The sequence below is a fragment of the Deltaproteobacteria bacterium genome, from assembly GCA_016210045.1.
In the GTDB taxonomy this organism is placed as follows: Bacteria; UBA10199; UBA10199.
Genome location: JACQUX010000041.1, coordinates 67586 through 93608, shown reverse-complemented (window position 1 = coordinate 93608; position 26023 = coordinate 67586). Strand labels below are relative to the sequence as shown.

Sequence of the window (26023 nt, the reverse complement as noted above, 5' to 3'; positions counted from 1 at the left end):
CTGTGGGGCCGGCATCAAGGAGATCGCGGTATGAAAGAATGGATTGTGACGGCGCAGGAAACGGGGACGCGGCTGGATCGGTGGCTGACGACGAAGGCGCGGGTGAGTCGCCAGCAGGCGAAGGCGTGGCTGGATCGCGGCGCGGTGCGGGTCAATGGGCGGCGCGTAGTGATCGCGAAATGGGTGGTGGAACCCGGGGCGCGGGTGCGCGTCGAGGACGTGGCGCCCAAGGGCGCCGCGCGGGATCGGCGGGCCGGATTTGAGCGAGTCGATGTCCTCTTTGAAGATCGCGATTTGATTGCGGTGGCCAAGCCGGCGGGTCGGTTGGTGCTGGCGACTGAGGCGACGACGGAATCGACGATGGTCGATGTGGTGCGGGCGTATCTGCGACGCAAACATCCCGGATCGCGCGGGACGTATGTCCGCGCGTTGCATCGGTTGGATCGCGATACGTCGGGAATCTTGTTGTTGGCCAAATCGAAGGTCGGCGAGGAAGTCATTCAGCAATTCAAGCGGCACAGTATGCGGCGCGAATATTTGGCGATCGTCCATGGGGCTGTGGAGCGGGACGGTGGGACGATCGATCTGCCGCTGGTGAAAGGGGATTTCGGTCAGGGGCGCAAAGTGGTGCCGGCTGAGGCGACGGCGGCCGGGGCCAAGGGGGCGATTACGCACTTTACCGTGGAAGAGCGCTATCCGCAGGCCACGCTGTTGCGGGTGCGGGTCGAGACGGGGCGTACGCACCAAGTGCGGGTGCATTTAGCCGCGATCGGGCATCCGTTGTTGGGGGATCGTCGCTATGGGCCGCCGAAAGACGTCGTGCCGACGCCGCGCCAAACACTGCACGCGACGTTTCTTGGGTTTCATCATCCGGCCACCAGTCAGAAGATCGAGCTGAAGCTGCCGCCGCCCGCGGATTTTCATGCGGTCCTCGATGCGTTGCGCGATTTGGTGTGAGTCGTATTAATGGTATCCGAGTCGATCTTTGATCTGTTGCACGCGCTCGGCGAATCTTCCTTCCGCCAAACTGATGCCGTGCCGCCACGTGTATTTCAAGTAGGCGGCGATATTCGCCGTGGTGCCGGGTGCCAGCGCTTGTCCGGTCTCTTGTTGGTGCAGCGTCGCGGCCTTTTTCAGTTGCGGTGTGGCGTAGGCGAACACTTCGCGGAACGAATCGGTCGCGTCGAATTGGTACAGCGTGCCGCCGCGATAGGGCACTGCGGTGGGCTGTAACGCCTTCTCTTCAATCCATGTCGGCGCGCGCCGCGCCCCGGTGTCTGCATCATGGAAAGTCAGTCCGAGCTGGATGCGTTCGCTCTGCACCGCGCCGTGTGCATCGAGTTCCTGGACGAAAACGGTCTTCGCAATGCGGGTCGTGGCCAATGGCGGATCATCGGATTGTAGATTGATGGGGCCCAACGCACCAAGTTGATCGCCGGGCGCGGCGACTTCGATTGCAATTGTACGTTGAAAGCCGGTTGCCGTCGCGATGACGCGCGTCCGCACAAGGGCCTCGGTCCCGCGCGGCATCAAGAAGCCGAACGGGGCAAAGGGTTTTTTGCCGAACAGCGACGGTTCTCGGTAGGGCCACACATAGAAACAGTCCTTGTTCAAAACCACGCGGCGCGTGGTATCGCTGACGGCTGGTGGCGCCAACAGTTCAGTGATCATGTCATTGAAGAGCGCAGTGACGGTGGGCACCGAGACGGCGGTGTTGGTTGGCACGGCGCGGGTGGGCGTAGCATCGGCCGGTGAGGGGAGCAGGAGGAAGTGGTCTGGGAAATTTCCGAAATGGGTCAGCGGAGGCGCGGCAGGATGTTGCGTGACGGTCGACCAGCGGTCCACGTTGAGAGTCGGGGAGAAACTCAGCGGCGTGGCCGCGCGCAGTGCGACAGGCATAGGCTCCTCCTGTTGGGTGGATGGGAGGCGAGTTTATAGCACGCGGCGTGTCGCCGCCCCAAGTATAATGCGGTGCGTTGAAAAACCGCTGCGATAGATGGGGATTGCGTTCCCGGACTTCACTTACTTCTTCAATTCACATTCGACCGTATAGGTCTCTGCGGCCTGGCCGGGGGCGGCTAAAGTTGCAGCGGCCTCGAGGGCGTCGCCTTGAACGGTGCCGGTCCAGGTGAGGACTTTCTTATTGTCCCCTTTCATTTGGGCCTGAAAGCCGCAGGACCAATCCGTGCCGGTGGATTTGTAACTGGCGGACTGGAAACCGTGTTGCGCGAAGGCGGTCGTGTTCAGTTTGCCGCTCGCAAAGAAAAGGTCGATGGTTTGTGCGCGGCCGCCGTTGAGTTGGGAGAGTTCGCAGCGAAACGTGAGGCCGTCGTGTTTGCAGTGATGTTCTTTTTCCAGCGGCCGGCCCGTCTCTTTCTTTTTGGCGATGGCATTAGTGGCGGGGAGCGCGACAATGGCGCTGCACAGTGCGACGGCGAGCAAGTAATGAAAACGCGACATGAGGGCTCCTTTTAGAATCAGCGAATGCCCTTTTGCGCGGGCCGTATCGGAAAGTCAATAGCTTCACCGCTGATGTGGGATGGTGTGGCGTGGTAGTTCGCGTCCATGACATGCATTGTGCAGGCTGATGCTTGCATCGCCCGGGGCGATGAATAAGGATGGGCACATGTCGCGATCGACATTAATCTATGACGGCGCGTGCGCGTTTTGTTGCCGCGGGATGGCGTGGTTTCAGGCACGAGATTGCGCCGGACGGTTGGAATATCTGCCGCGTGACTCCGCGGTGCGCCGCGCGCGGTTTCCGCAATTGGATGCGGCGGAGTACCAAGGGAGTATGCACGTCGTGTTGCCGGATGCGACATTGCGTTCCGGTGCGGCTGCAATTGCCTACGCGCTGACGCAGCTGCCGGCACTGTGGTGGCGGTTGGGCGGGGCGGTGCTGCAATGTCCCGGCGTGCGGGGGCTCGCCGCTGTGGCGTATCGCTGGATTGCGCGCAATCGCCATCGGTGGACGTGTCGGGACGATTCCTGTCGCTTGCCGTAATCGAAACGTTGCTTACGTTTGAAACGGGATCACGCGACGAAACGGTTGGCCGCTTGCGGTGAGGCGGTCTTCGGCGCCGCAGGTGACCACGTCGCCGCGTTGGATGCGATCGAGGTCGGTGTTGCCGGGCGCACGATCTTTATCCAGACGCACGATGCGGCGCAGCCGATTGGTGTGGTGGCCGGTTGCGGGGCATAGCAGGAGCTCGATTTTTCCTTTGGAGCGCAGGGGAGAGCTGACGACGCGATATATGTTGGCGGGAATTTTCGGCGGCGTATTACTGAGGATCAGATAGCTCCATTTCAGATCTTCTTTATTGTTGCCGATCAGTCGGTCGAGGTCGGCGATGAGCTTCGGGCGACTCCAGCGCAGCGCGAAATGGCACCAGTCGCGCGCATTATGCGCCCGCATCGGGCAGATGTCTTGGTGTAGGCACGGCGCGAGGATATGAAAGGGAGAAACGTCTTCGAGTGGTTGATCTGGCTTTTCCGTAACGAACAACGCGTCGCGTAGTCCCATCAAGTCGCGCGTGGTGCGTTGTAATCCCGGTTCGATGATGATCAGCACTCCGTCGGGCGTGAGGTGATGGTGGCACAGCGCAGTGACGATCCGCTGCCGCTCTTCGATGTCGCCCAACTCGTTCAACACGTTCATCAGAAAAATGATGTCGTACCGCTCGTGGCGCAACGCGGATGCTAGATTCTTACGGGTGAGGGTTGTGGTCAGCGTTTTGTAGGTCACGATGCTGTGCGCTCGCGTCGTGCAAAGACGCCGCGCGTCGCCGAGGATTTCGGCGTTTTGATCGACGGCCAGCAGCGAGAGCGGACTCGTCGGTGCGTGCATCTTCCAATAATCGATTGCGGCCAACGAGGCCGTCCCGGGACCGCTGCCGAGATCGAGGATGCGCACTGGCGAGCGTCCGGCAAAGCGCGTCTGGGCCGCGATCTGTTGCAGGCACTGCCAGGCCTTGGGATAGTTGCTTAAGACGAAATAGAGGAGATAGCCGGAGCGGAACTCTTTCCGATTGAAGTAATTTCTCGGCAGTGACGCGCGGTCGACGGTGAAGGCTTGAGAGACCTCGGCGACGCCGCGGGCGAAGAACTGCACGTCAGACGCGGTAAATTCCGGTGTCCGCGCGTGGCGCGGAAAATATTGCGCCTTCACGTAGCGACACAGGAAGGTCTCCAAATCCGGGATCGATGATTCCGCCATTGCGGCACTATGGCCGAGTGCTGCAGGAAAGTAAACCGCCCCAGGAGATATTCACTGGGGCGGTTGCTTGGTTCCAGCGCTTTAGAAGAGGGTCTTCAGGTCCAGAATCTCCGCCTGCAGCGCGCTCAGCTCTTGATATGTGGTCCCTTTACTGAGGTCGATCTTGCCGAAGAAGTGCGTCTTTCCCGGGAAGCGCCGCGCGGCGAAATAGATGACGTCATCGATCTTGACGAAGTGGAGCAGTTGAATGTCTTCGTCGGGAAAGAAGTGCAGCGCATTGGCCGGATCGTCGACCGACATGCGGATGAAGTCATGGGCATCATCGGTCGCAGTGCCGGAAAGGTAGAGATCGTCGTCGATGGCTTTAAACGCAGTGATCCCTTGCAATGGCGATTGGATAAGAGAAGGTTCGTCTGGGAAGACCTTGGCAAGGACGCTGTATGTTGAACATGACTCATCTAATGTCCAGCACATGGCCACAACCGGCAACCCGATGATCGTGCCGTCCGTGAGGCGTTCAAAGTAACCTAATTCACTCCCATCGAGGAGGATCTCTCCCGGTGTCCCGATCCCCTTTCCCTTGCCGGCGATCATCTGCGGAGGGCCAAAACCGCTCTCCGTGTAGGGAAGTGCATACAGACCGGCCGGCCATAATGAGCTGGCAATGAGTTGCTGCGTGCTCTCATCGACAAAGAAATTGGTGCCGGCGATCTCCGCAGTCACAATCTGGCCGTTGGTGATATACCGAAAGATCTCGTAGTTAGTTGGGCGCATCGCGGAATAAAAAACGAGACCATCCGATAAGACCTGAAAGTTCAGGAGATAGCGGTCTCCATCGGCACCGCTTTGCACGTATTGCGTGAACGTCCCGTCGCTGTGTTGCCACTTAGTAATGGCCTCCGTGGTTGACGGTTGTCCGTCGATCGTCTCTTGGGTTCCTTGATAGGTTGCGATGTAGTAGAGATTCCCGGCCGCATCGAATTGGACGCGGTCACGCATCGCAGGAACGGGCTCCCATTTGTCCCCGACCCAGGTTTTCGCCACCCACAGTTGACGCGCATCTTCACCAGCAATGCCCACGCATTGCACATCGGCGGTCTCCGCGTTGGCGCCAGAGAGACGAATCATGCGGCAGGGCTGTTCGTTCACCGTTATTTCACCGCTCAACCCAAGGACAATTTCGCCATTGGGGCCGGTCGCGATGTGGGCAATCTTCGGTAAGTCCTGACCGTCTTCCGTGGCCTTGGTGTTGGCGCGAAGCGATTTCGTGGTGCTTGCTGTAGCGTTTGTCACTGAGACGACGTCGAGCAGTTCGTCACCCACGAGTTTTTTCAGATTCGTCGTAGTGGTAGTCGCCGCTTCATCCGTGATGACTAATGCCTTGGCGCCACCAATGTCGAACGTGATCGGATTGCCCGCCGAAGTGCTGCCACCAACGGCCGGCGTGGTCGTGTTCTCCTCAGTCGCAGTTTCCGTCGCCTCTCCACTTGTCCCCGTTGGCGGAGTTTCGCCGCTACTCGTTCCGTTGCTCCCTGACTCGCCCGCACTTGGGCCAGTGGAGGAGCAGGCGCTACTCATGCTGACCAGCAGCATAATCGTGAGCCATGCATAGATGCGATTGGATTTCATGACAGTCTCCTTTTTTCTAATTGCGTTAGTCCAAAGAGTTGGAAATTGAGTTGGCAGATATGATCGACCGGTTCGTCACCGCTATTGGCGATCAGGGCCTGCACGTCGCGATGCAAGGTTTGAATGCGCGCCTTGATCTCGCGAAATTGACGATCGGAGAGAGAAAGCGTCAATGCGGAGACTTCGCGCGTCGCGGCCGGCTGGGCGAGACTCCGTTTGCCATGTTCGATCATCGACTGATGAAAGCTGAGCAACGCTGCGGACGCGGCCTCGCCGTCGGTCGTGGTGGTGAGATTCTGATCGGCCTGGCGCAATCGGCCGTCGGCAGCGCGCACTAATAGGCCGAGCTGTTGTAATTTTTCCAACGCTTCACGGGCCGCGTCGACCGCGATGCTGGGCGTGAGCGTCTTCGCAATCCAGGCCGGCTCTTCGCGGAATTCGCGTAAGTTCACCATTTCGCGGATGACCGGATAGTACCACTTCGCGAAGTAGTCATATTGCTCCGCCGAGATCTGGCGCGCCTCGCGATATTCGCGGAAGGCCAGCATCTTGCGGAAGGCCTGTTCTTTTTCGGTCGGGTCGGTCGTTTGGTTGCAATGCACGAGGCCTTCGAAGAACAGGAGTTCCCGCTTGGTCAGGCCCAGTACGCGCGCTATCCGCTGGATGCTGTCGTAGCTCAAATTTCGACGACCCTTGATAACGAGGTAGATGAAGTTGGACGACGCAAAACCGGCACGGCGAGCCAAGTAGCGGTGCGAGACCACGGACTTCGCGGCCGCCTTTTGCTCCTGATAGAAATCTTCCAGGAGTTTCCGGTAGTTGTTATACGAAAAGATGTCGAGCGCGCCTTTCATCATGTTCTCCGGTGTGGCTGTTTGAGTTATCGGTGCGCTCTGCCAGAAAGTTGCGCGAAAGATAAGCCATTGCGAGGAGAAACCGTGTTCTGGAGAACACACTGGAACACACCAGCGCGGCGCGCGGCCGGGGCAACTTCCCCCTGCGCCAGCGCCGATACTGAGACTGTATGGGGGATGAACTCCGTTGTTATCCGGGGCCGGCCGTGCGGTCGAAGGGCTTCGATCCGCAGACGATTCGTGTTGCCGTGGTGGCGAATGAAGACGCCAGCCTGCCGACCGGGATGACGATCGCGGAGGGGGTGCGTCAGGCGAGTCGTCAGTTACGACAACTCACCGGCAAACAGTTCCGACTGACGGAACTCTGTTACGGGCGGTTCGGACAATATTCCACGCAACATCCCCCGGAAAAAAATCCGGACGCGCAGCAGATCATGACCACCTATTTGACGAAGACCGCCGCGGACACGCCGGATTATGTGGTGGTGCTTGTGACGGATGAGATGACCAGTTCCTTTGGCGGCTATCGACTAGGGGCCTTCGGCGCTACGCCGGCGGAGCAGGAGTTCCTGCGAACGCGCGATCCGGCATTCTGTCAACGGGTCTCCACGGACGTCTATTACGGGAATCGACCGGTCGTGTATGGCGCGGCGATCCAGGCGATCCATCCGTTTGGGGGGTGTGGTTACATCACGGGCTTTGATGGCGAGCACAGTCCGCTGCGAAAGACGTCGAGTGACGGGGCCTGTCGCGGGCAAGATGGTTTGACCTGCGTGTGGCGGAAATCGGATCAGACGTCGCATTGCCCGGGGGATGAGAAGCATCCCCAATCCACGATTGCGGGGATGATGAGGTTTTCCATTGCGCACGAACTCGGACACTATTTCGGCGACGAGGGAAATGACGACCACTTTGGTTCACCACAGTGCGTGGATCGGGTCGGCACCGAACGGTTGGCCGGGAAAATGGACGGGAACGCAGGGATGTGTGTGGATGTCTGGGATCGCTTGCGCGCCGCCGAACCGGCCTGCCTGGAGCCGGAACCCGTGCCGTCCGTTGAACCCTAGCGCGGAATTTCTTGTAGCAAGCGATCGCACGGCCTGCTAAATCACGGCTGTATGATCTTTGTCGTCGGTGGGGGCGTCGTTGGTCTGCATGTCGCGATCGCGCTGGCGGCGCGGCCGAATCATCCCGACATCATGGTGTGTGAGCAGGCTCCGTTTTTGGGAGACCACACGTCAGGGCGCAATAGCCAAGTGATCCACGCCGGGTTTGCGTATCCGATGGGGTCGTTGAAGGCGCGGTTGTGCGTAGAAGGGAATCGCCTCTCTTACGAATGGCTACGCAAGCTGGGAGTCACACACCACGCCGAGGGGAAATGGGTGGTCGCCTTTTCCCCGGAGGAATTGCCCGCACTCGAGAAGGTCCTCGAGATCGGCGCAACGTGCGGTGTTGAGGGGATGCGCGCAGCCAGCGCCGACGAAGTCGCGCAGGCCGAGCCGAGTTGCCATCGTTTCGCAGGCGCGGTCTATTCCCGCACCTCCGGGATGATGGACGCGGCGGAATATATTCGTGCGTTGGAGCGTTACTTGGCGGCGCAGGAAAATTGCTATGTGTTGTATCCGTGTGCCGTAACCGCAATCGATCCGGTGAAGCAAGTGATCACGACCTCGCGTGGCGAAATGGAATATTCGCTGCTCGTGAATGCCGCCGGACTGTGGGCAGACGATGTCTATGCGATGTGCGGCGGGACGAGAAAGTTTCGGATCAAACCGTTCAAAGGGGAATATTACATTTGGAAGACGGGCCAGATCCGCTCCGTGGTGTATCCCGTGCCGCGGCGCTACCTCGCCGGCGGTGAACGCGACAAACGGCTGGTCAGCAGCATGGGGATTCACTTGCATCGTGACACCGGCGGCCAATTATTTGTCGGCCCGACCCAAGTTGAACTCGATTGGGCGCAAAAGACGAACTACGATCTGGTGACGCCGCGCGAGGATTTCGTGCGCGAAGCGGCCCACTACGCCCCCGTCGGCAATCCCGACGATTTCGTTCCGGCCTATGCGGGGAATCGTCCCAAGGTCTACGAAGACGGCAAACCCCTCGGCGATTTTCAGATTTTTCGCGACGGCCCGCATATTCATCTGATCGGGATTGAATCGCCCGGATTGACTGCCGCGCCGGCGATTGGGCGGATGGTCGCCGAAATAGTGTGAACGCCAATCCGCCGGATTCATTGCAGCTATTCCATTGAATACGCTTTCTGTCGCGATAACGCGCAACTTCTTGCCAGCCACGGTCGATATAGTACGTAACTATAAGGAGGATACGTGTATGAACAACTTGAGCACGTGTCGTTGGATTAGTGTGCTGAGCGTTGTCCTACTCGCTGCGTGTCAAGCGGTGCAGAGCGATGAACTGAAATCCACGCAGGCCGCGGATGTGCGATTAGCCGCGTTTATCGATGAGTATCTCGATTCCGACACCGTCGGCGTGGACGCCGCGATCAAGACGCCGGAGAGCGATGTCGCGATCGAGCTCACGCAAGGCGAGTCATTGCAAGCGGCATCGGAAGGCGCGAGTGGCGTGTCGGCCAGTGTGTCGCTGTCGTACGATGCCTTTCTGGAACTCGATAAATTCTACAGTGCCAGTGTGACGAAGACGAAGGCGGAGGGGCGTTACTACCTGACGTATACTGATTCCGCGCAACAGGTCACGACCGTGAGCGTGTTGACGAGCAGTGTCGCGCCGATCACCGCGCCGTTAGCCGGAGCGGCCGTGTCCGGCAGCAGCGTGGCGATCACCTGGGACCCGGCCCAGATGCCGAACAGCGGGGCGGTCGATCTGTACGTCAAGTCTGGCACGGTCAGTGGTGGCGCAACCAACATCTATCATTTCGGAATCGGCAATAGCGGATCGTTCGATCTCGATACGACCAACTTGAGCGGGGCCGGCACGATCGAACTGCGGCACATCGAGACGTATGCGAGTCTCCCCGGCTTCAAACAGACCGACGTCAAGATGCGGAATATCGCCACCGTCGGCGTGACGTTCAGTCCGTCAGCGACCGGCAGTAAGTCGCTCGCGCCCACCGATCAAGTTGACGCGGAACTGCACGCGTGTCTCCATATCTGCGCCGCGAACGAAGCGGTTTTTGTCGAAGTGGCCGGCGAAGAGTATTCCTGCTGCATTGAGTAACAGTACGGGCTGCGGCGTCCCCTCTCCCTGTTGGGGAGAGGGCTAGGGTGAGGGGGAGGATGCAAGCGAAGCATCGCAATGCCATTCTCCCCCTCACCCAACCCTCTCCCCAAAGGGAGAGGGACGTGGAGCCCCGCCCCTTGGGGCGGGGAGCATTTCATTGCCACAGCAAATACACCACGACCAAACTGCACGAAACCGCGAGCATCGCGCGCACGAAGCCGTCGCCGCGCCGCAGCGCCAAATGGCTGCCGCAGTAGTGGCCGGCGATACTGGCTGCGGCCAACGGTAGGCCGATGCGGTACAGGACTTGATCGTTCCAGACGAACGTGACGAGCGCCCCCGCATTGGAGACTAAATTAAAGAAGCGCGCGACCGCAGCCGCTTGCAAAAACGGCAAGCGGACGATGCTGTAGAGTAACAGCACGAGGATAGTGCCGGTGCCGGGGCCGAAGAAGCCGTCGTACCATCCGAGTAGTACTGCCACAGGGATCACGGTCCACCACAGACGCGGCGTGGTCCAGGTCGCGGCCGCGTGCGTATTGAGCATGCGCGGTTTGGGGAGCAACGTCAGGATCGCGGCGATTGGTAAGGCCACGAGGATGACGCTGCGGACGATGGCTGGATCGAGATGCGTCACGGTGTGGGCGCCGTACATTGCGCCGATTAATGTCGCGGGCAGACCGATCAGCGCCGCCGGCCAGTGCATGCGTCCGCTCCACATATATTTCCCCGTCGAGATGAGTGTTCCGAGCGTGGAAACGAACTTATTGGTCCCCAGCAGCGAGACCGGCGGCAGACCGGCCAACAAATACGCCGGCACGGTGAGCAGCCCGCCCCCGCCGGCGATCGCGTCGATGAATCCCGCCACGAAGACAACGGGGCAAAGCCAGAAGAGTTGTGTCGTGAACTCGGGCGTCATGCAGTTGTTTATGGGTACAGCAATTCCTTGGTCCAGGTGTCGCCATGTCGTTGATACAAAATCCGCTCATGGAGACGGAACGGCCGCGCATGCCAAAATTCGATGCGCTCCGGTTGGAGCCGGAATCCTTGCCAATACGGTGGGCGCGGGATGGGGCGTCCGAGAAACTTCGCCGTCAGTTTGACGATCTGGGTGACTAAATCGATGCGTCGTACCAGTGAGCGCGATTGTTGCGAGGCCCACGCCCCGATCTGACTCTTGCGTGGCCGCGTTTCCCAATACGCATCCGATTCGGCCGTGGAGACCGGCGCGACGGGACCTTCCAGATGCACTTGCTGCTTGAGCGCATCCCAGTGGAAACAAATCGCTGCGTATGGATTGGCCAACAGTTGTTCGCCCTTGCGACTCTCGCTGTTGGTGAAAAAGACTAATCCGTCGGCATCGACGCCTTTGAGCAAGACCGTCCGCGCGCTGGGCCGTCCGTCCCGATCGGCCGTGGCGAGCGTCATCGCGGTCGGTTCGTGCAACCCGATTTGGCGCACTTGCGCCAACAGCGTGGTCAGTTGTTCGAGTGCTTCGGTGAACAAATCCATATCGTGTCCCTAGCAGTGCCGTGCGACAAATTCAATCCGGCGTAAAAGCGACCTTCAGACTCTGAAAACGCCTTTTATCGAGCGCCACCGTCAGCGCGTGCGCATATGCGCGGAGCGGGAATTGGTGCGTGACGAGGCCATTGCCGCGCAACGTGCCTTGCGCGAGTCCGTCGATGACGTGCTGATACGTGCGTTGGCGGAGTCCGCGCACCGTGCTATGCGCAAACATCGCGCTCCCGGTCATCCGAATTTCTTTAAACCACAGCGGCGAGGCATCGACGCGGTTCAACTGACTTGCGGTGCCGACGACGATCAAGCTTCCCCGTTTGCGGAGCACGCGGAGCGCCATGTCGATTGTCCCCGACGCGCCGACGCAATCGAAGACGCGGTCTACGCCGCCATCCAATACGGGCAGTCCGAGGGTTGGCCGATAGAGTCGCGCCCCAGTGAGGTTCGCAATTGCTGGGATGAGATCGCGCCGCAAGACATGCGTCGCGCCGAGCCGCTCCGCCCACGCGGCCTGGAAATCATGCCGCGCCACAACAAGCAGCGATCCGGTAAATCCGGCGAACCGCAGACATTGCACAACATGCAGCCCAATGATCCCGGCGCCGATTACTAAAACGGTTTCGTGTGCGGCGGGAAAATGATCCGCTACAGGTTGCAGCGCCGACGCGATTGAATCGATCAACACGGCCTGATCCAGCGGGATCGATTCTGGGACGGGAAAGAGTTGCGAGCGATGGGCAACGACCGTTTCTCCCCATCCGCCACCGAGCCCGCGCGTGAATCCGGTAATCACACCCGGCGGTAAATTTCCCTGCGTGAAATTTTCGCACACCGCATAATCGCCCGCCGCACAGGCCGGACACGGCGGCGTGATCCCGCGCGCAGCGCACGGCAACACGTTTTCGACGGCGACGCGCGTCTGCTCCGCGACGTCGCGCACGCTTGATCCACACTCGACCACGCGACCGATGATTTCGTGGCCCATTACCGCGGGAAAGCTTGCGTACGGCTCCATCGAATACGATTCCTCGCCCCGCAGCGCGTTCAAATCGCTGCCGCAAATGCCACAGCGTTCTACGCGTATCCGCACCCATTCCGGACCAGGGAGCGTCGGTTCCGCGACGTCCCGCAATCGTAGCGATGACACCAAGCGCACAAAGCGATGCGGCCAAATCCGCGCACATGCTCGGCTCATCAGATAGCGGGGAATGGAGAGGCGATATTCCAGCGCACGCATGCGGAGATTCCTAATCGCGCTGCACGTTCGTGCAAAGCGAATATTGGTGAGCGAATCATTCTCCGACCTTGCATCTCCATTTGACTGCCAGCGCCCGTCGGTATAGCGTCCGCCGCCAATCGATGCCAATTGATCTCTTCGACAAATGTCGCGAATTTTGCCTCCAGACCCAGTTTGTGAAGGGCGTGGGCGCGTATCCATTTTTCCAACCGATCGAAGAATCGGAAGGTCCGCGCGTGCAATGTGACGGCCGCACGCTCGTGATGGCGGTCTCGAATAACTACCTCGGTCTGACGCATCATCCAAAAGTCCGCGAGGCCGCGATTCAGGCCACGCGGCGTTTTGGAACCGGCTGCAGCGGCTCGCGTTTAGTAAACGGCAATCTGAAGTTGCACGAAGAATTGCAAGCGCGGCTGGCGAAATTTGTCGGCAAAGAAGAGGCCTTGGTGTTTGCGACGGGCTTCATGTCCAATTTAGGCGCCATTGGGTGTCTGTTCGACGAAGGCGACGTCATTTTCAGCGACGACGAAAACCATGCGTCGATCATCGACGGCTGTCGTCAAAGTCGGGGGCAAGTGGTGCGTTACGCCCACGCCGATGCGGCGGCGTGTCGCGCGCAAGTGGCGGCCACGACCGTGACCGGCGGCGCGGCGATCGTCACCGACGGCGTTTTTTCGATGACGGGCACGTTGGCCCCATTGCCGGAGCTGGTGCGGATCAAGCACGACACGCCGCAGTTGTGTTTGTATGTCGACGATGCGCATGGATTCGGCGTTTTCGGTGCCACCGGCCGTGGGATCGGCGAACATTTTCAGTGCATGGACGCGATCGACGTGCTGATGGGGACGTTCTCGAAGTCGCTGGCCTCGATCGGGGGCTTCGTTGCCGGCGAGGCCGCCGTGATGGAATATATCCGCCACAAGGCCCGCTCGCTTTGGTTCAGCGCTGGGCTGGCGCCGGCGAACGCTGCGGCGGCGTTGGCCGCGCTCGACGTCATCGAAAGTGAACCGGAGCACCGCACGCGATTGTGGGAGAATGTCCATTTTGTGCGGCATGGGTTCGAAGAATTGGGCGTTTACTTAATGCCGTCGGCCGCGCCGATCTTGTCGATTTGGGTCGGTCCCGAAGGTCGTGCGATGAAACTCGCGATGGCATTGCGCGAGGAAGGCGTGTTCGCCACGCCCGTGGCCTATCCGGCAGTCCCGTATGGTCACGCGCTTATCCGAACGTCATACATGGCCACACACCAGCGCGCCGACTTAACCACGATCATCGAAGCGTTCCGCAAATTGGCGCCCACGTATCGTTTGCGACGCGAAGATCTTCCCGGCGACCCCACCACGCTGCCTGCCGCGCCGTACTACAACCTCGACGATTTACTGTGATGGGGACGTATCACCACTTCTGAACCTGCTGAGAAAACTACGGTAATCTGACTATGTTGCCAATCTCTGTCGAACAAGTGCGCACGTGGTGGCAGCAACGCCGCTTCCTTGCGTTGCCGTGGCGATTGTACCGCACCGATCCGGCATGGGTTGCGCCCTTGCGGCTGGAACTTGCGCAGCGACTCAATCGTAAAAAAAATCCCTATTTTCGCAAAGGCGATGCCGCACTGTTTTTGGCGCGGCGCGGGCGCGAAGTCGTGGGGCGGATCTCGGCGCAAGTGGACGCGGTCGGTGCGCCATCGGGCGCGTTCGGTTTTTATGAAGCGATCGACGACCCGACTGTCGCGCAGGCCCTGCTAACCGCAGCGAGCGAGTGGCTGCGCGTGCGTGGCGTGCAAAAAATGGTCGGCCCATGCAATTTTCGACTCGAAGATCCGGCGCCCGGTTTTCTCACGGAAGGTTTTGAGCATCGTCCCACATTCATGATGGCCTACTCAAAACCGTATTATCCAGCACAAATGGAAGCGGCCGGACTGCAAACGGTCATGGATCTCCATGCGTATCGGGGCGATAAAGACCATCCGCTGCCATCGACCCTCATCGAGCGCGCGGCGGTTGCGGACCGCATTCCGCAATTTCAGGTGCGAGAAATCCAAATGGATCGGCTTTATGCCGAAGCCGAACTGCTCCGTGCACTGTTCAACGAGGGCCTAAAAAATAACTGGGGCTTCGTGCCATTTTCATCCGCACATGCGCGAAAAATGGCGCACGATCTGCGCCTGCTTGCCGATCCGCGCATCATCCTCATCGCCGAAGTGGCCGGGCGTCCGGTCGGGGCCGTGATCAACTTGCCGAACTTCAATGACCTGTTCGCCGATTGTAACGGACGCCTGTTCCCCAAGGGGTTCTATCGTATGTGGCGCTGCCGGAACCGCATTCAAGGGATTCGTGGGTACGCCATCGCCATTCTCCCCGAATATCAAAAACATGGTGTGGGCTGTTTGCTGCTTCGCGAGTCGTTTGCGCGCGCCGTTGTGGCCGGCTACACCTACGGCGAAATCAGCTGGATCCTCGGCTCGAATAAAGGGATGAACGACTTGGCCGTCTTTACTGGGAGCCAGCGCCAGAAGGCCTACCGCCTGTACGAGCAACGTCTGTAATTCTTCAACGCATGAGCGCCATCAGTGACGTCGAGACGAAGATCGGCTTGATCAGCGAGCCGTTCCGGAATGGAAACGGCTGTGACGAATCACGGAGGATAGACGTATGAGGACAGCGCCAAGTCAGCCACGGTTTTCCGCAGTGCGAGAACTTCCTGGATGGGCGCGCCGAAGTGCGGCGTTGCGACAGGTGGCGCGGGAGATCGTGCCGCACGTGGTCCAGCTGGAAACCGCAGTGGTTCGAGCCACGATCGCACGCCGATCGGGAGCGTGTGCCAAGGGGCACCCCGTTGCATTCCAACTCGTGCTGGATGGCGCGCGTATCGATCCGCGAGAAATGGCGACTCTTCGCCATCGAGTGGCGCACGTGGCCAGAGACGGCCGGGCCTCCGTTCCGCGGCCCGATGGCCCGGGCGCAGCGGTTGATCCCAGCGACCGTGTTGTGGCGGAGTGGGCGCCGCAGCTGACGGCGCAGTTGGAAGCGCAGTGCGAAGAACTCGAATTGCTGGGTCGATTAGTGCAGGCCGTTCCACTGGCCAGAGTACAACAGGCAGCGTCGCATCGCTTAGTGGGCGCCGTCTACACGGTTCCCCATCAAGTCGCACTTCCAGGTCGTCCACTCGACTTGGCTCTGGCGTGGGTGCCCACGTTTTTTGGACTCCACGCATCGCCGCTGTTTGACGGTGTAGGCGGCCAACTCAGTCATATTGGTGCCCGACCACTTGAGAGTCTCGGGTTCGGGGCCTTGGTGTTGTGGCGCGCGTTGGCAGAACCAGAAGTCGTGACCGCGGAGCGCGTTAACATAAACGATCTTGCGCTACTGCCGCATACACTGGAAGCGGCGGAAGATGGCGCCGTGCGGTTGCGCGGCGTGCCACGTCAGCGGACCACGCTACCGTCGGGCTGAGCGTTCCGTCGGCGATTGAGCCAATTCGTTTTGCAACCCCAGCCGTTCGCAGAATTGCTGAAACCGGAGCAAGTTGACGTCGGTGAATTCCACGCCGCCTTCGTACAGTATCGCGCCGAAGCGTTGCGGCACCGGACGGACCCAACGCACTTCGCCTTCCAACATCAGCCCGGGATCGTCGGCGAAGACGAGCCCCAACGCAGTGCCGGGGCGCAACGCCGCGACAGTTTTGAGACACAGGCCGCCAGTCGAGAGGTCACGACACTGGCCTGGTTGAACGACGCCGATCCGTCCAACGCGCACATGCACATGGCCCGCGTATCCGACCCGCGTCGCACGTCGGCGCTCCCGACCTGCCGCGCGCGCCGGTTTCGCGGTCGCGAGCGGTTCCGCGATCGTCGCGAGAAACAGGCGATCGTACGCGGCGCGCCGCTCCCGGTCCTTCAAGACCGCGTACGCTTCGTTTAACAAGACCGCGCCATCATTGGACCCCCCAAGATCGGGGTGTTTGCGCAGTTTGAGCATCCGCGCGCGATAGGCCTTCCGGATCGCCATCACTGGCGCATTCGGCGCCACGCCGAGCAAGTCATAGTAGTTGGGATAAGTAGACATGTAGTCCGTATAATGTTCCGCCCCGCCGATGCCAAGGCCAAATTCATTTGATGGGGACAGGTACCGTCGGATGCCCGTTTTTCAATGGTTTGACGGTACCTGTCCCCATCGGATGCGCTTATGGGGATGGCTGCCGCGGTGTGACGTTCCATCGCGTGCTGGGTTTCGGATGCGTCAACAATGCACCGCCGATCAGCAGTGCCATGCCGCACAGTGTGGTCCAGCGAAATGGGATGACGCGGCCACCGAGCCAGCCGTTGTGATCCATCCATGCAGTTGCGGTGAGTTGGGCCATCGTCAGGAGGATCGTGATCACGACACTCCCGACGCGGGGAATAGCGTAATTGCTGGCCGCGACCAAGATGACGCCGCAGCAGCCGCCGAGGTAATAGTAAAACGGCAGACCGCCATGCCACGTCCCGGTTCGCACTCCCACGATCAGGAGTACAGCGCCACAGAGCATTCCGCCCAGATGATTGACCAATGACCCTTCCAAATGCCCGATTCGTGTCCCGAGCGCGCTATTGAGCGATCGAGAGATGGTGATCAGCGCTCCGTTGCCGATCGTCAGGATGACATAGAGAGCGATCATAACAGTCGCAGCGCAATCAGGATCGTGCCAAGGGTCGCGCATCCGACGCCGGCGAGACGGCGTGCGGTCATCGGAAAGCGTGCGAGTCCGAACCACCCACAATGATCCGCCACCAGCGAGCAGCCGAGCGTGGCGGTAATCACAATCGCTGACGCGAGCGCCAGCCCCAGCGGCGGAATCACCCAATTGCCGCCCGCGACGATGACTAACCCGAGCGCGCCCCCGATCCACAGCCGACGCGGCGTGGCCCGCAGCCGTCGCGCAAACGTCGTCAGTGGCAAGCGCGCCAACAACACCATGGCAAAGAGCGACCCGACGACATGGACGATCACGGACGATTCTAAGACGCCGACGTGCTCTCCCAGCGTGGCATTCAATCGCATCATCAGCGCGACCAACACCCCACTCCCCAACCCAGCCCCAATGGCGATCGTGCGTTGCATTGGGACTCTCTATACTCGATTCTGTGTTGCCTGTCGCGCGTCGTTCGCTTGACTGGAGGAAGCTTGAATGGGGCCGGATTACCTGATCGCCGTCATCCACAACATGCCGCCGACCCGCTAGCTGCGGCGGATCGCCGGCGCGGGGGTCGATGCCGAAACAAGGATGAGGGTATATGGGACAGACGGGGATGCGGTTGCAACGAAGGATTTGGCCGGAGCCGCGGGCCGTGGCACGGGTGGTTTTGGGGCCCGGATCGCCGCATACGGAGACAGTCGCCCGGAAAATTCGGGCCGATCGGATCTCTCTCGATGAAGAATTATCGCGCGACACAGTGGGTCGCTTAGTGGCCCACTTTCCACTCGAGGCCGTGCCGCTGCGAAAAGAGGACACGCAGGCGCTGCAGCTGGCCGCGTTTCGGGTGCAGCAGCATGTGACGGCCGGACGCCGAGCCATCGACCAGATGATCGCGGCCTGTCGACCGATCGGGACGGTGCTTCCGCAGGCCGTGGCGCGGGCGGCGCCGTCCGTCATGGGGCGGCTCGGGGAGTTCTTTCGGGATCCAACCGCTCCGTATTGGGTGTTTGCGTCACAGGCCCTGCAGGCGATCGATACGATCGTCAACGAGTCGCAGCGTGAGGCGCTGCGCGAGCTCTGGGTCGAGACGCGACGGGAGTTGCAGCAGGGCCCCAATCCGAATCGTCCGACCCTCGACGGTCTTTGGGCTTATGGGCATCGCACCGACCTCTTAGCGGACCTTGGGACGACGGATGTCGCAGCGGACGTGCGTTACGCGGCGCGCGGCGAGATCCAGGCGGCGGCGCGGGCCCTTGCCGGATTGCAACTCTTGCTGGGCGACGCACACCCGCTCGAACGGCAACTTGCCGAGGTCACGCGGATGCTGCGAATGGCTGTCGTTGTTCGTCGACTCTTTGGGGCCGAGATTGCGCTTGAGGAGTGGATCCCAGACCCTGCTGTGCGCGTGCGGGTGGCTGGCAGCCGCCCGTCGTACTATGCCCTCGCGCATGCAAATAGAACGCTGCATCCGGTCGTCCCGCTCCTGGAGCAGGAGCCAAGTGCCCGGATCAATTGGTCCGGGTTGCTCGTCGGCGACCCCTCCCGCGCACTCGATCTGCGCGGTTGGGGGCGCAAGCGCAGATATAATCCGTTGGACGGGATTGCGCTGGCCTCCGCAGTTGTGCGCGCCGATTTTTCTGGATCGACTTTGGCCCCACGGAAGGCCAACGGGACAAGCGGTTCCACCGGGGCGCAGCCCCCCGACCTGCGGCACGCCCTACTCTTCTGGGCTCGTTTTAGAGGGGCGCGACTCGCCGCCGTTCGCCTGGAGGGGGCAGAGCTCGCCGGTTTGGATCTCTCGGCCGCTAAATTTCTATCGGGCAATGGATGCGCCGGGAACGACCCCTTGCATCTCGCCGGGGCCATCTATTCGACGACGACACTCTTTCCTCCGACGTTTGATCCCCAGCAGGCGGGGATGCGACTGCTCACGCCGTCCCCTCCTCGATGGTAAAGTTCGCGCTTGTGCGAAGCAGGATGCGTTGATGGGCGTTACAGGGCGTGCGTGCCCATCGTCACCAATGACCCCACCTCACGTTGCCACGTCTCGGTCGCTTGTTCGACCGGGTAGCGGACTTGTTGCTGGGTGACGTGCGTGAGTCCGGTGTCACGGAACATCTGGGCCCATTCGGCCATTGCATGTCGTTGCATCGGGACGCCGCATGCGGAGGGAGACGGCCACGAGGCGCTGGCGGGGTTTTCGGTGTAAAAGTCGACGATGCAAATGAACGTGCCGCCGGGGCGGAGCAGCGACGCGGCCTTGCGGATCGCGGCGGCGACGTTGGAGAAATAGTAAAACGCCTCCATCGAGAAAATTTTATCGAAGCGCGTAGGCCCTGCGTCCCAGGACATGAAGTCGGCATGTCGCCACGTCGTCGGGATGTTGAGTTGTGTCATCGCGCGCGCGTTCGCCAACATTGCGGCCGAGAGGTCCAGGCCGGTGACGGACCCGTGCGGGAGGCGCGGCGCCAAATGCCGAATCACGTAGCCGTTGCCGCAGCCGATATCGAGTAACGCATCGGTCGGTTGCCAGTCGAGTGCGTCCAATACCGGAAAGACTACGAGGGCGTGATCTTGTGCCGCCCGCTCATCCTTGCCGGTTATGGCCCAGCGGTCGAACAGCGTGCGGATCGTGTCGGAAGTATGTTTATTGGAGCAGGTCATGCCGCACCTCCAGCGCATGCGACGCGGGTGCTGCACCGTGGTGGAGTGGCGGTCATAGCAGTCTTCCACGTGGGTCGATGTCGGGCCAAGATTACGCTGCCGACGATGACGGTCGCGCCGACTAAGACAGGGAGTGGTGGCAGGCGGTGCAAGAAGAGACTGTCCAGCAATATGGAAACGACCGGCATGCAGTAGGTCACGGTGCTGGCGATGGTGCTTCCGACGCGGCGTAACAGAAAATACCAGAGCAGAAACGCGAGCGCGGTGGAACCGAGACCGAGATAGAGGAGTCCCACGGTCGCAGCGGGTCTGGCCAACACGGCAATGGTCGTTGGCCACATTTCGCCGTTCCACCAGGAGAGTCCCAGCAACAGCGGCAAGGACGCGCTGGCTTGCCAAACAAAGATGACCGAGCCGCTCCACTGTTGTGTCAGCGTGCGCGTGAGGTGCGCGGCAATTCCGTATGACGCGGCCATGCCGAGGATGGCGAGCATCCCGAAGAGTGCGCCGAGGTCGCTCCCCTGTAGTTGGGGCGAAAAGACGGTTGCCACTCCGCCGAATCCTAACAAGATGCCGAAACGTTGCATGGCGCTGAATTGGCCTTGGCGGCGCGCCAAGAACGGCGCGGTGAGCATCGTCATCAGCGGCTGTGCGGCGTTCAACACGGCAACTACCGCGGGGGCGACTTGCTGCTGTTCCCCCCAAAAAAGGAGTGCCCAGGCCAGGCCCATCGTGAAAAGGCCGGAGAGCAGCGCGGGGCCGATCAAACGCGCTCGATCCGGGAGCCCGAAGCGATGCCGCATGGCCAATGGCGTGAGGATGAGCAATGCAATGCCGATGCGGGCGGCTGCGGCCAGAAATGGGGGATAGACTTGTAAGATGTAATGAATGGCCAGATAGGAGCCACTCCATAATAGGGTCAAAGTAAGATACGCCGCGGACGTTTTCATTGACATCGACCTCCCGTGTTGGGTAGAGCTATGTATACTAAAGTAGATGAAGTCAAGTATTATAGTGAATATTTTTCTACTAAATTATCATGGAAGCCACGATCCCTCCGATTCATCAGCGCATCAAAGAGCTGCGATCCGCGCGTGGGTTTGCATTGGATGAACTAGCGACGCGGTCCGGCGTGAGTCGGGCGATGCTGTCGAAGATCGAGCGGGGGGTGGCGAGTCCGACCATTGGGTTGTTGTGTAAGATTGCGGCCGCACTCGGGGTGCCACTTACGAGGTTAGTGGCGGAGCCGGAAGGGGTGCAGCGCCGGCTGATTCGGCATGAAGAGATGGCCACGCTCGCGGACACATTAAGCGGCGTGACGCGCACCAGTCTCAGTACGGAATTGCCGGAGTGGGGGCTGGAGTTGTTGCAGTATGAGATGGTGCCTGGCGGTTCCACGGGTGAAGCGGGGAGTTGCGGCGCCGGGACGCGCGAGATTTTTTATGTGACCGGCGGGGCAGTCGAGGTCCATTGCCAAGGACGTCACGATACGGTGCGGGCCGGCGAGGCGCTCTTATTGGATAGCAGCGGCGCGGCGTGTGGGTATGTGATTCGGAATCCGGGTGCTGCGTCGGCAAAGTTTTTGTTGGTCGTCGATCGGCGGAGACAATAAATTCACAGCGGCGGAGGATGCCATGAAAATCGCGATCATCAGTGGGAGTCATCGGAAAGAGGGGCAGTCGGCCAAGGTGGCGCGGTATCTACAGCACGTCGTGACAATGCAGTGCGCATCCGACACGACGTATCTGTTCAGTCTGGCGAACAACCCGCTGCCGCTGTGGGACGAGGGCGTCTGGGCGCAGGCCGCACAGTGGAAGACGCTGTGGGGTCCGATTGCACAAGAGCTGCGCAGTGCCGATGCGGTGGTCGTGGTTTCGCCGGAGTGGAGTGGCATGGTGCCGGCCGGACTGAAAAATTTCTTTCTCTTCTGCACGCCGCAAGAATTGGGCAACAAACCGGGGCTGATCGTCACGGTCTCCGCGAGTCGCGGCGGCGCGTATCCGGTCAATGAACTCCGGACCAGCAGCTACAAAAATTGTGCATTTTGTTACATCCCCGAACATGTGATCGTGCGCCAAGTCGGGGACATGTTGAATGACCCCACGACGCCCGCTTCGCCGGACGACGAATATATCCGCGCGCGTCTCGGCTACGCGGTCCAGATGCTGCGCAGCTACGGTGAGGCGTTGCGCCACGTGCGCGAGAGTGGAATCCCCGATTACCAGACGTATCCGTACGGGATGTGAGTCTCAGAGTTCAGACCACCATCACAAACGCCATCCCGTCGGTTTGCAGCCAGCGGCGGTGGGCGGTGAAATCGGGGAAGAGCGCTGCGACGGTTTGCCAGAAGCGGGGGCCGTGGTTGGCGTGGCGCAAATGCGCGACTTCGTGCGCGACGACGTAATCGATGACCGCCGGTGGACAGAGGATCAATCGCCAGTTGTAGAAAATGCGACCGTTTGGGGAGCAGCTGCCCCAACGGCGGTGCTGGGTTCGAACCGCGATGCGGGTGGGTGTGACGCCGAGTTGCGCGGCGAAGTGGTGGGTGCGGGTGGTGAGATGGCGGAGTGCCTCGGCCCGGTACCACGTGATCAGACGCGTGGCGCGTGCTCCGGAATCGGAGTCAACGCGGTCGTTCAAGATGGCCGCGAGCGGATATTCCGTGCCGAGGTATGGGACTGTCGCATCGGCAGTGAGCGTGCGTTTCGGATAGCGGGCGTGGAGCGCGACGACGCGGGCGCGGGTGCGCTCGATCCAGTCCCGCCGCGCGGTCAGAAACTCTTCGACCTCTTGGTTACTGCAGCGGCGTGGGACATGGACGGTCACGGTGCCGCCGGCACTGACTTGCACTGCCATGGTGCGACGACGGCGTGGGCTGCGGATGATCATCTGCTTGCCGGTTGGGGGGAGGTCCATTAGGCGTTTGTAATCAAGGAGGGGTTATGAAGACAATATGGATTCGGTCTTTTATCGTGATCGTTCTAATGTTCTCGGCGCTGTCGGCGTGGGGGGAAGAGGTCGATACGGGGCGCAGCTTTCCGGCCAGCGGCGTGCATACGGTGCGGATTGCGCAGCGCGAAGGGTTGGTGCAGGTCACGGGGCTGCAACATGTCGACACGATCACGATCAATGTGGTGAATCATAAAGGCGGGGCGAAATGCCTGACCGATGTCGATGCGAATCGGAGCGGCGTCTTCGTGGTGCAGGCGCGGCATGGGCTGCTGCGTGGGTTGCAATGCGATGTCGATATTGAAGTGACGATGCCCGACACTGTGGCGCTGGATGCTGATGTCGGCGCGAGCACGATTCGATTGGCCGCGTTGCGCGGGAACGTGCGTGTGAAGGCGAGCACCGGGCGGATCGAGGGGACGTTGGCGACGTCGGATGCGGAATTACAGGTTGGGACTGGAAAAGTCGACGTGGTGTGGACCGAAGCGCCGACGCGCGGGCGGGTGGCCTTTTCGGTTGCTACGGGGCGGATGGATCTGGCGTTTCCGAAGGAGACCGTGGCCAAAATGGCCGTGCGGCACGGCGTCGGGCGTTTTGAGAATCAGTTGCGCACGGATCCTCAAGCGGCGTTTGTGATTGAAGGGAAGCTCGGGGTGGGCGCAGCGCGGCTGACGTATCGGGAATAGCGGCGCGGAGGGTGCAAGGCAAAATCAAATTGCAAAATGCACAATGGAGAAGTAGTGACGCCGAATGCGCTTCACTCATGGATTTGTGGTTGTTCTCGCTGCCTGTAGTGCATTGGTGGCTGGTTGCAGTGCGCAGCAGGCGCATCATCGGATGCAATCGCATGCTCCCGCAGCGGCCCGTTCGTATCATGCGACTGGTTCGGCGTCGTGGTATGGGCGGTATTTTCATGGACGCCGCACCGCGAGTGGCGAGCGGTTCAATCAGCGGGCGATGACTTGTGCCCATCGGCATTTGCCATTCGGCACTCAATTGCGTGTGACCAATCTCGCCAATGATCGGAGCATTGTGGTCCGCGTGAACGATCGCGGGCCGTTTGTTCGCGGTCGGATCGTCGATTTGTCGCATGAAGCTGCGCGGCAACTCCAATTTATCGGGCAGGGCCACACGAAAGTCCGGCTTGAGGCAATCGACTGATCACTGCTCCGTGATCGTAATCTTCACAATCTTGTCGCCGGGCCGGATCTGTTCGGCGATGTCCATCCCTTTGGTCGTTTGGCCGAACACGGTGTATTGGTTGTCGAGGAACGCGGTCGCGGCCAGTGTGATGTAAAATTGCGATCCGCTGGAGCGGCGTTGCGGGTTGACGTTGTCGCCGGTGCGGGCCCACGCGAGGGCGCCTTTGAGGTGTTTATGATGAATCTCCGCCGGGATCGTATAGCCGGGGCCGCCAGTGCCGTTGCCGGCGGGGTCGCCGCCTTGAATGACAAAGCCGGGTTCGACTCGATGAAACGTCAGGCCATCGTAGAATCCGCCCTTCGCGAGTTGCAGAAAATTCGTGACTGAGAGCGGCGCTTCTTTTGCGAAGAGTTCCACTTCGATATTGCCTTTCGCGGTCTGGATAGTGGCGGTATATTTTTTCTCGGCATGCACGGTGGAGGCCTTTGGTTCGCTAAACGTGGCGCGGGGCGCGGTGGTCATGGCAATGTCCTTTCCTGATGGCGTGGTCGCATGCGCCAGGCCGGAAAGGGCCAATAGACTGCACACGAGAGTCAGTGTTCGTTGCAACATGCGGCGTCGCTAGCGGAGTCGTCGGCGAATGTCAATTGGGGCATGGCTATGGCGTGGACGTGCCGTCGGCATTTTCACACGAGGTGTGTTCCAGCGAAAAGATGTCCAAATAGCGGCCGCAGGCGTCGTACGCGGCGCCGGCTTCAACCTCCAGCGTCAGTTCCGAGGTCCCGCTGCAATTCCATGTTTGGCTGCTGTCGAAGTCGATCGTGAATTGGGCTGCGGCCTCGGGCGGCGTTTGCGTGCGGACGTCGGCGAGATAGCTACTGGCGCGATCGGGGACCAGAACGCTGCTGTTCCAGGTCCATCCTTGGAGGACCTGCGATGTGGCGTCGGGGCGCCAGATGATTGCCGCGCCGTCGCCGATGGCTAAATTGTGGACATCGTACGTGGCGGGTGTGTCGGGATCATTGTGATCGAGGATGGTCAGCGCGGCAGAGGACCGGGCCGTCGTGGTTGTGCTGCCGGAGAGATTTGAACAATAGCCGTTTTCGGTGAGGTCGCTCGCAGTTTGAGTGATGCTCGATTCGCACCACATCGCCCCATTGGAATTTTGGTTGATGTCGGTCGCGATCTGTTTGCTGGTATATTGATGTTCGTCGTTGACGGTCGCGTTGACGGCGACGTCGTAATTGAAGGATCCGTCGGGATTGACAAAAACCGTGGTGCCCGTGAGGGCGGTCCCGTTGCGCTGCTGGCGGGTGTGAAAGATCTGTGTGGTGTTGCGACAGACGAACAATTCGAAATCGGTGATGACGTCGCTGTCCCGATCGAGGAGCACGCGGATCCGATCCGCTCCTTGGCCACCGCTCCAAGCCAAGCGAAAGACATGATACGCGCCGTCGTAGTAGGCGGCGGTTTGTTCCGTGCCCGCAGTCGCGAACGCATATTGCACGAGGCAGAGATAATAATCGGCCTCTGATGCGGCGGCGAGATTGAGCTGGACGTCGTTGGCAATGAGACACGCGGCTTGGCTGCTGCCGGCCGGGAAGTCGGCGTCGGTGAACTGCGCAATCGGCACGCCGGTCGGTGTCGTGCGGTCGTGTGTTTTCTGTGGCGCGGGCGAAATGGCGCTGACGCTCCCACTCACGACGGGTCCGGTGATGCGTGGGACGTCTTCGATCGTCATCGCGGCACTTGGGAGTTCAATCGGGACCGGCGTCGTGGTGCCGCCACCGGTCGGGACGCCGGCTGCGCCGCCATCGGTCGGGACCCCGGCGGCTCCGCACCCGGTCAGTGCAAGGCAGAGGAGGAGAAGAAACGGCCAGCTGGAGCGAGGCCTCATCGTCATAATGGTACCGATACCGGCGGCCGGTTGCAAAC

The 26023-nt window shown here is 60.6% G+C and carries 29 protein-coding genes; 13 read left to right on the top strand and 16 right to left on the bottom strand.

What is annotated here, in order from left to right; genetic code table 11:
- The first annotated feature begins 30 nt into the window (after nucleotides 1-30).
- A complete protein-coding gene (locus HY696_12490; protein MBI4239217.1) occupies nucleotides 31-957 on the top strand; it encodes an RluA family pseudouridine synthase in 927 nt (308 codons plus the stop codon).
- A gap of 6 nt (nucleotides 958-963) precedes the next feature.
- Here the strand turns inward: HY696_12490 and HY696_12485 are convergent, their stop codons facing one another.
- Nucleotides 964-1899: a hypothetical protein gene (locus tag HY696_12485; GenBank protein MBI4239216.1), complete on the bottom strand. Its 936-nt coding sequence runs from the start codon at nucleotides 1897-1899 to the stop codon at nucleotides 964-966.
- 123 nt (nucleotides 1900-2022) lie between these two features.
- Nucleotides 2023-2460 carry a hypothetical protein gene (locus tag HY696_12480; GenBank protein MBI4239215.1) on the bottom strand — a complete coding sequence of 146 codons (438 nt, stop codon included), beginning with the start codon at nucleotides 2458-2460 and terminating at the stop codon, nucleotides 2023-2025.
- 166 nt (nucleotides 2461-2626) lie between these two features.
- On the opposite strand from HY696_12480, the gene HY696_12475 reads away from it, so the two are divergent.
- Nucleotides 2627-3004: a DUF393 domain-containing protein gene (locus tag HY696_12475; GenBank protein ID MBI4239214.1), complete on the top strand. Its 378-nt coding sequence runs from the start codon at nucleotides 2627-2629 to the stop codon at nucleotides 3002-3004.
- Nucleotides 3005-3016: 12 nt separating this feature from the next.
- Here the strand turns inward: HY696_12475 and HY696_12470 are convergent, their stop codons facing one another.
- From HY696_12470 to HY696_12460, 3 genes are all read right to left on the bottom strand, one after another.
- A complete protein-coding gene (locus tag HY696_12470) occupies nucleotides 3017-4216 on the bottom strand; it encodes a hypothetical protein (GenBank protein ID MBI4239213.1) in 1200 nt (399 codons plus the stop codon).
- 81 nt (nucleotides 4217-4297) lie between these two features.
- The gene (locus HY696_12465; GenBank protein ID MBI4239212.1) at nucleotides 4298-5845 is read right to left on the bottom strand and encodes a hypothetical protein; all 1548 of its coding nucleotides are present in this window, start codon (nucleotides 5843-5845) and stop codon (nucleotides 4298-4300) included.
- The gene (locus tag HY696_12460; protein MBI4239211.1) at nucleotides 5842-6699 is read right to left on the bottom strand and encodes a TIGR02147 family protein; all 858 of its coding nucleotides are present in this window, start codon (nucleotides 6697-6699) and stop codon (nucleotides 5842-5844) included. Before HY696_12460 ends, HY696_12465 begins: the two co-directional genes overlap by 4 nt.
- Nucleotides 6700-6869: 170 nt before the next feature.
- On the opposite strand from HY696_12460, the gene HY696_12455 reads away from it, so the two are divergent.
- The 3 genes from HY696_12455 (at nucleotide 6870) to HY696_12445 (ending at nucleotide 9897) form a co-directional block, all read left to right on the top strand.
- The gene (locus HY696_12455; protein MBI4239210.1) at nucleotides 6870-7766 is read left to right on the top strand and encodes a hypothetical protein; all 897 of its coding nucleotides are present in this window, start codon (nucleotides 6870-6872) and stop codon (nucleotides 7764-7766) included.
- 51 nt (nucleotides 7767-7817) lie between these two features.
- The gene (locus HY696_12450; GenBank protein MBI4239209.1) at nucleotides 7818-8915 is read left to right on the top strand and encodes an FAD-dependent oxidoreductase; all 1098 of its coding nucleotides are present in this window, start codon (nucleotides 7818-7820) and stop codon (nucleotides 8913-8915) included.
- Between the two features lie 118 nt (nucleotides 8916-9033).
- Nucleotides 9034-9897, top strand: coding sequence for a hypothetical protein (locus HY696_12445; protein ID MBI4239208.1), 864 nt, complete (start codon nucleotides 9034-9036; stop codon nucleotides 9895-9897).
- Between the two features lie 157 nt (nucleotides 9898-10054).
- On the opposite strand, the gene HY696_12440 is transcribed toward HY696_12445, so the two are convergent.
- Genes HY696_12440 through HY696_12430 form a run of 3 tightly spaced genes read right to left on the bottom strand, consistent with a single transcriptional unit; the run spans nucleotide 10055 to nucleotide 12658 of the window.
- Complete coding sequence (locus tag HY696_12440; protein MBI4239207.1) at nucleotides 10055-10819, bottom strand: TSUP family transporter; 765 nt, start codon at nucleotides 10817-10819, stop codon at nucleotides 10055-10057.
- Between the two features lie 8 nt (nucleotides 10820-10827).
- Nucleotides 10828-11412 carry a pyridoxamine 5'-phosphate oxidase gene (gene pdxH, locus HY696_12435; GenBank protein MBI4239206.1) on the bottom strand — a complete coding sequence of 195 codons (585 nt, stop codon included), beginning with the start codon at nucleotides 11410-11412 and terminating at the stop codon, nucleotides 10828-10830.
- A gap of 31 nt (nucleotides 11413-11443) precedes the next feature.
- Entirely contained in the window at nucleotides 11444-12658 is a 1215-nt protein-coding gene (locus HY696_12430; GenBank protein MBI4239205.1) for an alcohol dehydrogenase catalytic domain-containing protein, read from the bottom strand.
- A gap of 122 nt (nucleotides 12659-12780) precedes the next feature.
- Between HY696_12430 and HY696_12425 the strand changes: the two genes are divergently transcribed.
- From HY696_12425 to HY696_12415, 3 genes are all read left to right on the top strand, one after another.
- A complete protein-coding gene (locus tag HY696_12425; GenBank protein MBI4239204.1) occupies nucleotides 12781-14043 on the top strand; it encodes a pyridoxal phosphate-dependent aminotransferase family protein in 1263 nt (420 codons plus the stop codon).
- Between the two features lie 53 nt (nucleotides 14044-14096).
- Nucleotides 14097-15203, top strand: a complete 1107-nt coding sequence (locus HY696_12420; GenBank protein ID MBI4239203.1) for a hypothetical protein — start codon at nucleotides 14097-14099, stop codon at nucleotides 15201-15203.
- Nucleotides 15204-15309: 106 nt separating this feature from the next.
- Nucleotides 15310-16110: a hypothetical protein gene (locus HY696_12415; protein MBI4239202.1), complete on the top strand. Its 801-nt coding sequence runs from the start codon at nucleotides 15310-15312 to the stop codon at nucleotides 16108-16110.
- Here HY696_12415 and HY696_12410 read toward each other — a convergent pair.
- From HY696_12410 to HY696_12400, 3 genes are all read right to left on the bottom strand, one after another.
- Nucleotides 16096-16722 (bottom strand): DnaJ domain-containing protein, encoded by a 627-nt coding sequence (locus HY696_12410; protein ID MBI4239201.1) that lies wholly within the window; start codon nucleotides 16720-16722, stop codon nucleotides 16096-16098. The genes HY696_12415 and HY696_12410 overlap by 15 nt on opposite strands.
- 118 nt (nucleotides 16723-16840) lie before the next feature.
- Nucleotides 16841-17314 (bottom strand): DMT family transporter, encoded by a 474-nt coding sequence (locus HY696_12405; GenBank protein ID MBI4239200.1) that lies wholly within the window; start codon nucleotides 17312-17314, stop codon nucleotides 16841-16843.
- Nucleotides 17311-17757 carry a DMT family transporter gene (locus tag HY696_12400; GenBank protein ID MBI4239199.1) on the bottom strand — a complete coding sequence of 149 codons (447 nt, stop codon included), beginning with the start codon at nucleotides 17755-17757 and terminating at the stop codon, nucleotides 17311-17313. The genes HY696_12405 and HY696_12400 overlap by 4 nt, the downstream gene beginning before the upstream one ends.
- Nucleotides 17758-17930: 173 nt before the next feature.
- Between HY696_12400 and HY696_12395 the strand changes: the two genes are divergently transcribed.
- Nucleotides 17931-19286 (top strand): hypothetical protein, encoded by a 1356-nt coding sequence (locus HY696_12395; GenBank protein ID MBI4239198.1) that lies wholly within the window; start codon nucleotides 17931-17933, stop codon nucleotides 19284-19286.
- Between the two features lie 38 nt (nucleotides 19287-19324).
- Here HY696_12395 and HY696_12390 read toward each other — a convergent pair whose 3' ends face one another.
- Both HY696_12390 and HY696_12385 read right to left on the bottom strand, forming a co-directional pair.
- The gene (locus HY696_12390) at nucleotides 19325-19996 is read right to left on the bottom strand and encodes a class I SAM-dependent methyltransferase (protein ID MBI4239197.1); all 672 of its coding nucleotides are present in this window, start codon (nucleotides 19994-19996) and stop codon (nucleotides 19325-19327) included.
- Nucleotides 19993-20946 carry a DMT family transporter gene (locus tag HY696_12385; GenBank protein ID MBI4239196.1) on the bottom strand — a complete coding sequence of 318 codons (954 nt, stop codon included), beginning with the start codon at nucleotides 20944-20946 and terminating at the stop codon, nucleotides 19993-19995. Before HY696_12385 ends, HY696_12390 begins: the two co-directional genes overlap by 4 nt.
- Before the next feature lie 89 nt (nucleotides 20947-21035).
- Here HY696_12385 and HY696_12380 point away from each other — a divergent pair, with 89 nt between their 5' ends.
- Nucleotides 21036-21608 (top strand): helix-turn-helix transcriptional regulator, encoded by a 573-nt coding sequence (locus tag HY696_12380; protein ID MBI4239195.1) that lies wholly within the window; start codon nucleotides 21036-21038, stop codon nucleotides 21606-21608.
- Nucleotides 21609-21630: 22 nt separating this feature from the next.
- Nucleotides 21631-22242, top strand: coding sequence for an NAD(P)H-dependent oxidoreductase (locus tag HY696_12375; GenBank protein MBI4239194.1), 612 nt, complete (start codon nucleotides 21631-21633; stop codon nucleotides 22240-22242).
- A 10-nt stretch (nucleotides 22243-22252) separates the two neighbouring features.
- On the opposite strand, the gene HY696_12370 is transcribed toward HY696_12375, so the two are convergent.
- Nucleotides 22253-22912 carry a M48 family metallopeptidase gene (locus HY696_12370; protein MBI4239193.1) on the bottom strand — a complete coding sequence of 220 codons (660 nt, stop codon included), beginning with the start codon at nucleotides 22910-22912 and terminating at the stop codon, nucleotides 22253-22255.
- Between the two features lie 26 nt (nucleotides 22913-22938).
- On the opposite strand from HY696_12370, the gene HY696_12365 reads away from it, so the two are divergent.
- Entirely contained in the window at nucleotides 22939-23631 is a 693-nt protein-coding gene (locus HY696_12365; protein MBI4239192.1) for a hypothetical protein, read from the top strand.
- Between the two features lie 64 nt (nucleotides 23632-23695).
- The gene (locus HY696_12360; GenBank protein ID MBI4239191.1) at nucleotides 23696-24106 is read left to right on the top strand and encodes a septal ring lytic transglycosylase RlpA family protein; all 411 of its coding nucleotides are present in this window, start codon (nucleotides 23696-23698) and stop codon (nucleotides 24104-24106) included.
- Here the strand turns inward: HY696_12360 and HY696_12355 are convergent, their stop codons facing one another.
- Together HY696_12355 and HY696_12350 are read right to left on the bottom strand one after the other, a co-directional pair.
- Nucleotides 24107-24610, bottom strand: a complete 504-nt coding sequence (locus tag HY696_12355) for a peptidylprolyl isomerase (GenBank protein ID MBI4239190.1) — start codon at nucleotides 24608-24610, stop codon at nucleotides 24107-24109.
- A 136-nt stretch (nucleotides 24611-24746) separates the two neighbouring features.
- Entirely contained in the window at nucleotides 24747-25991 is a 1245-nt protein-coding gene (locus HY696_12350) for a hypothetical protein (GenBank protein ID MBI4239189.1), read from the bottom strand.
- Nucleotides 25992-26023: the final 32 nt, after the last annotated feature.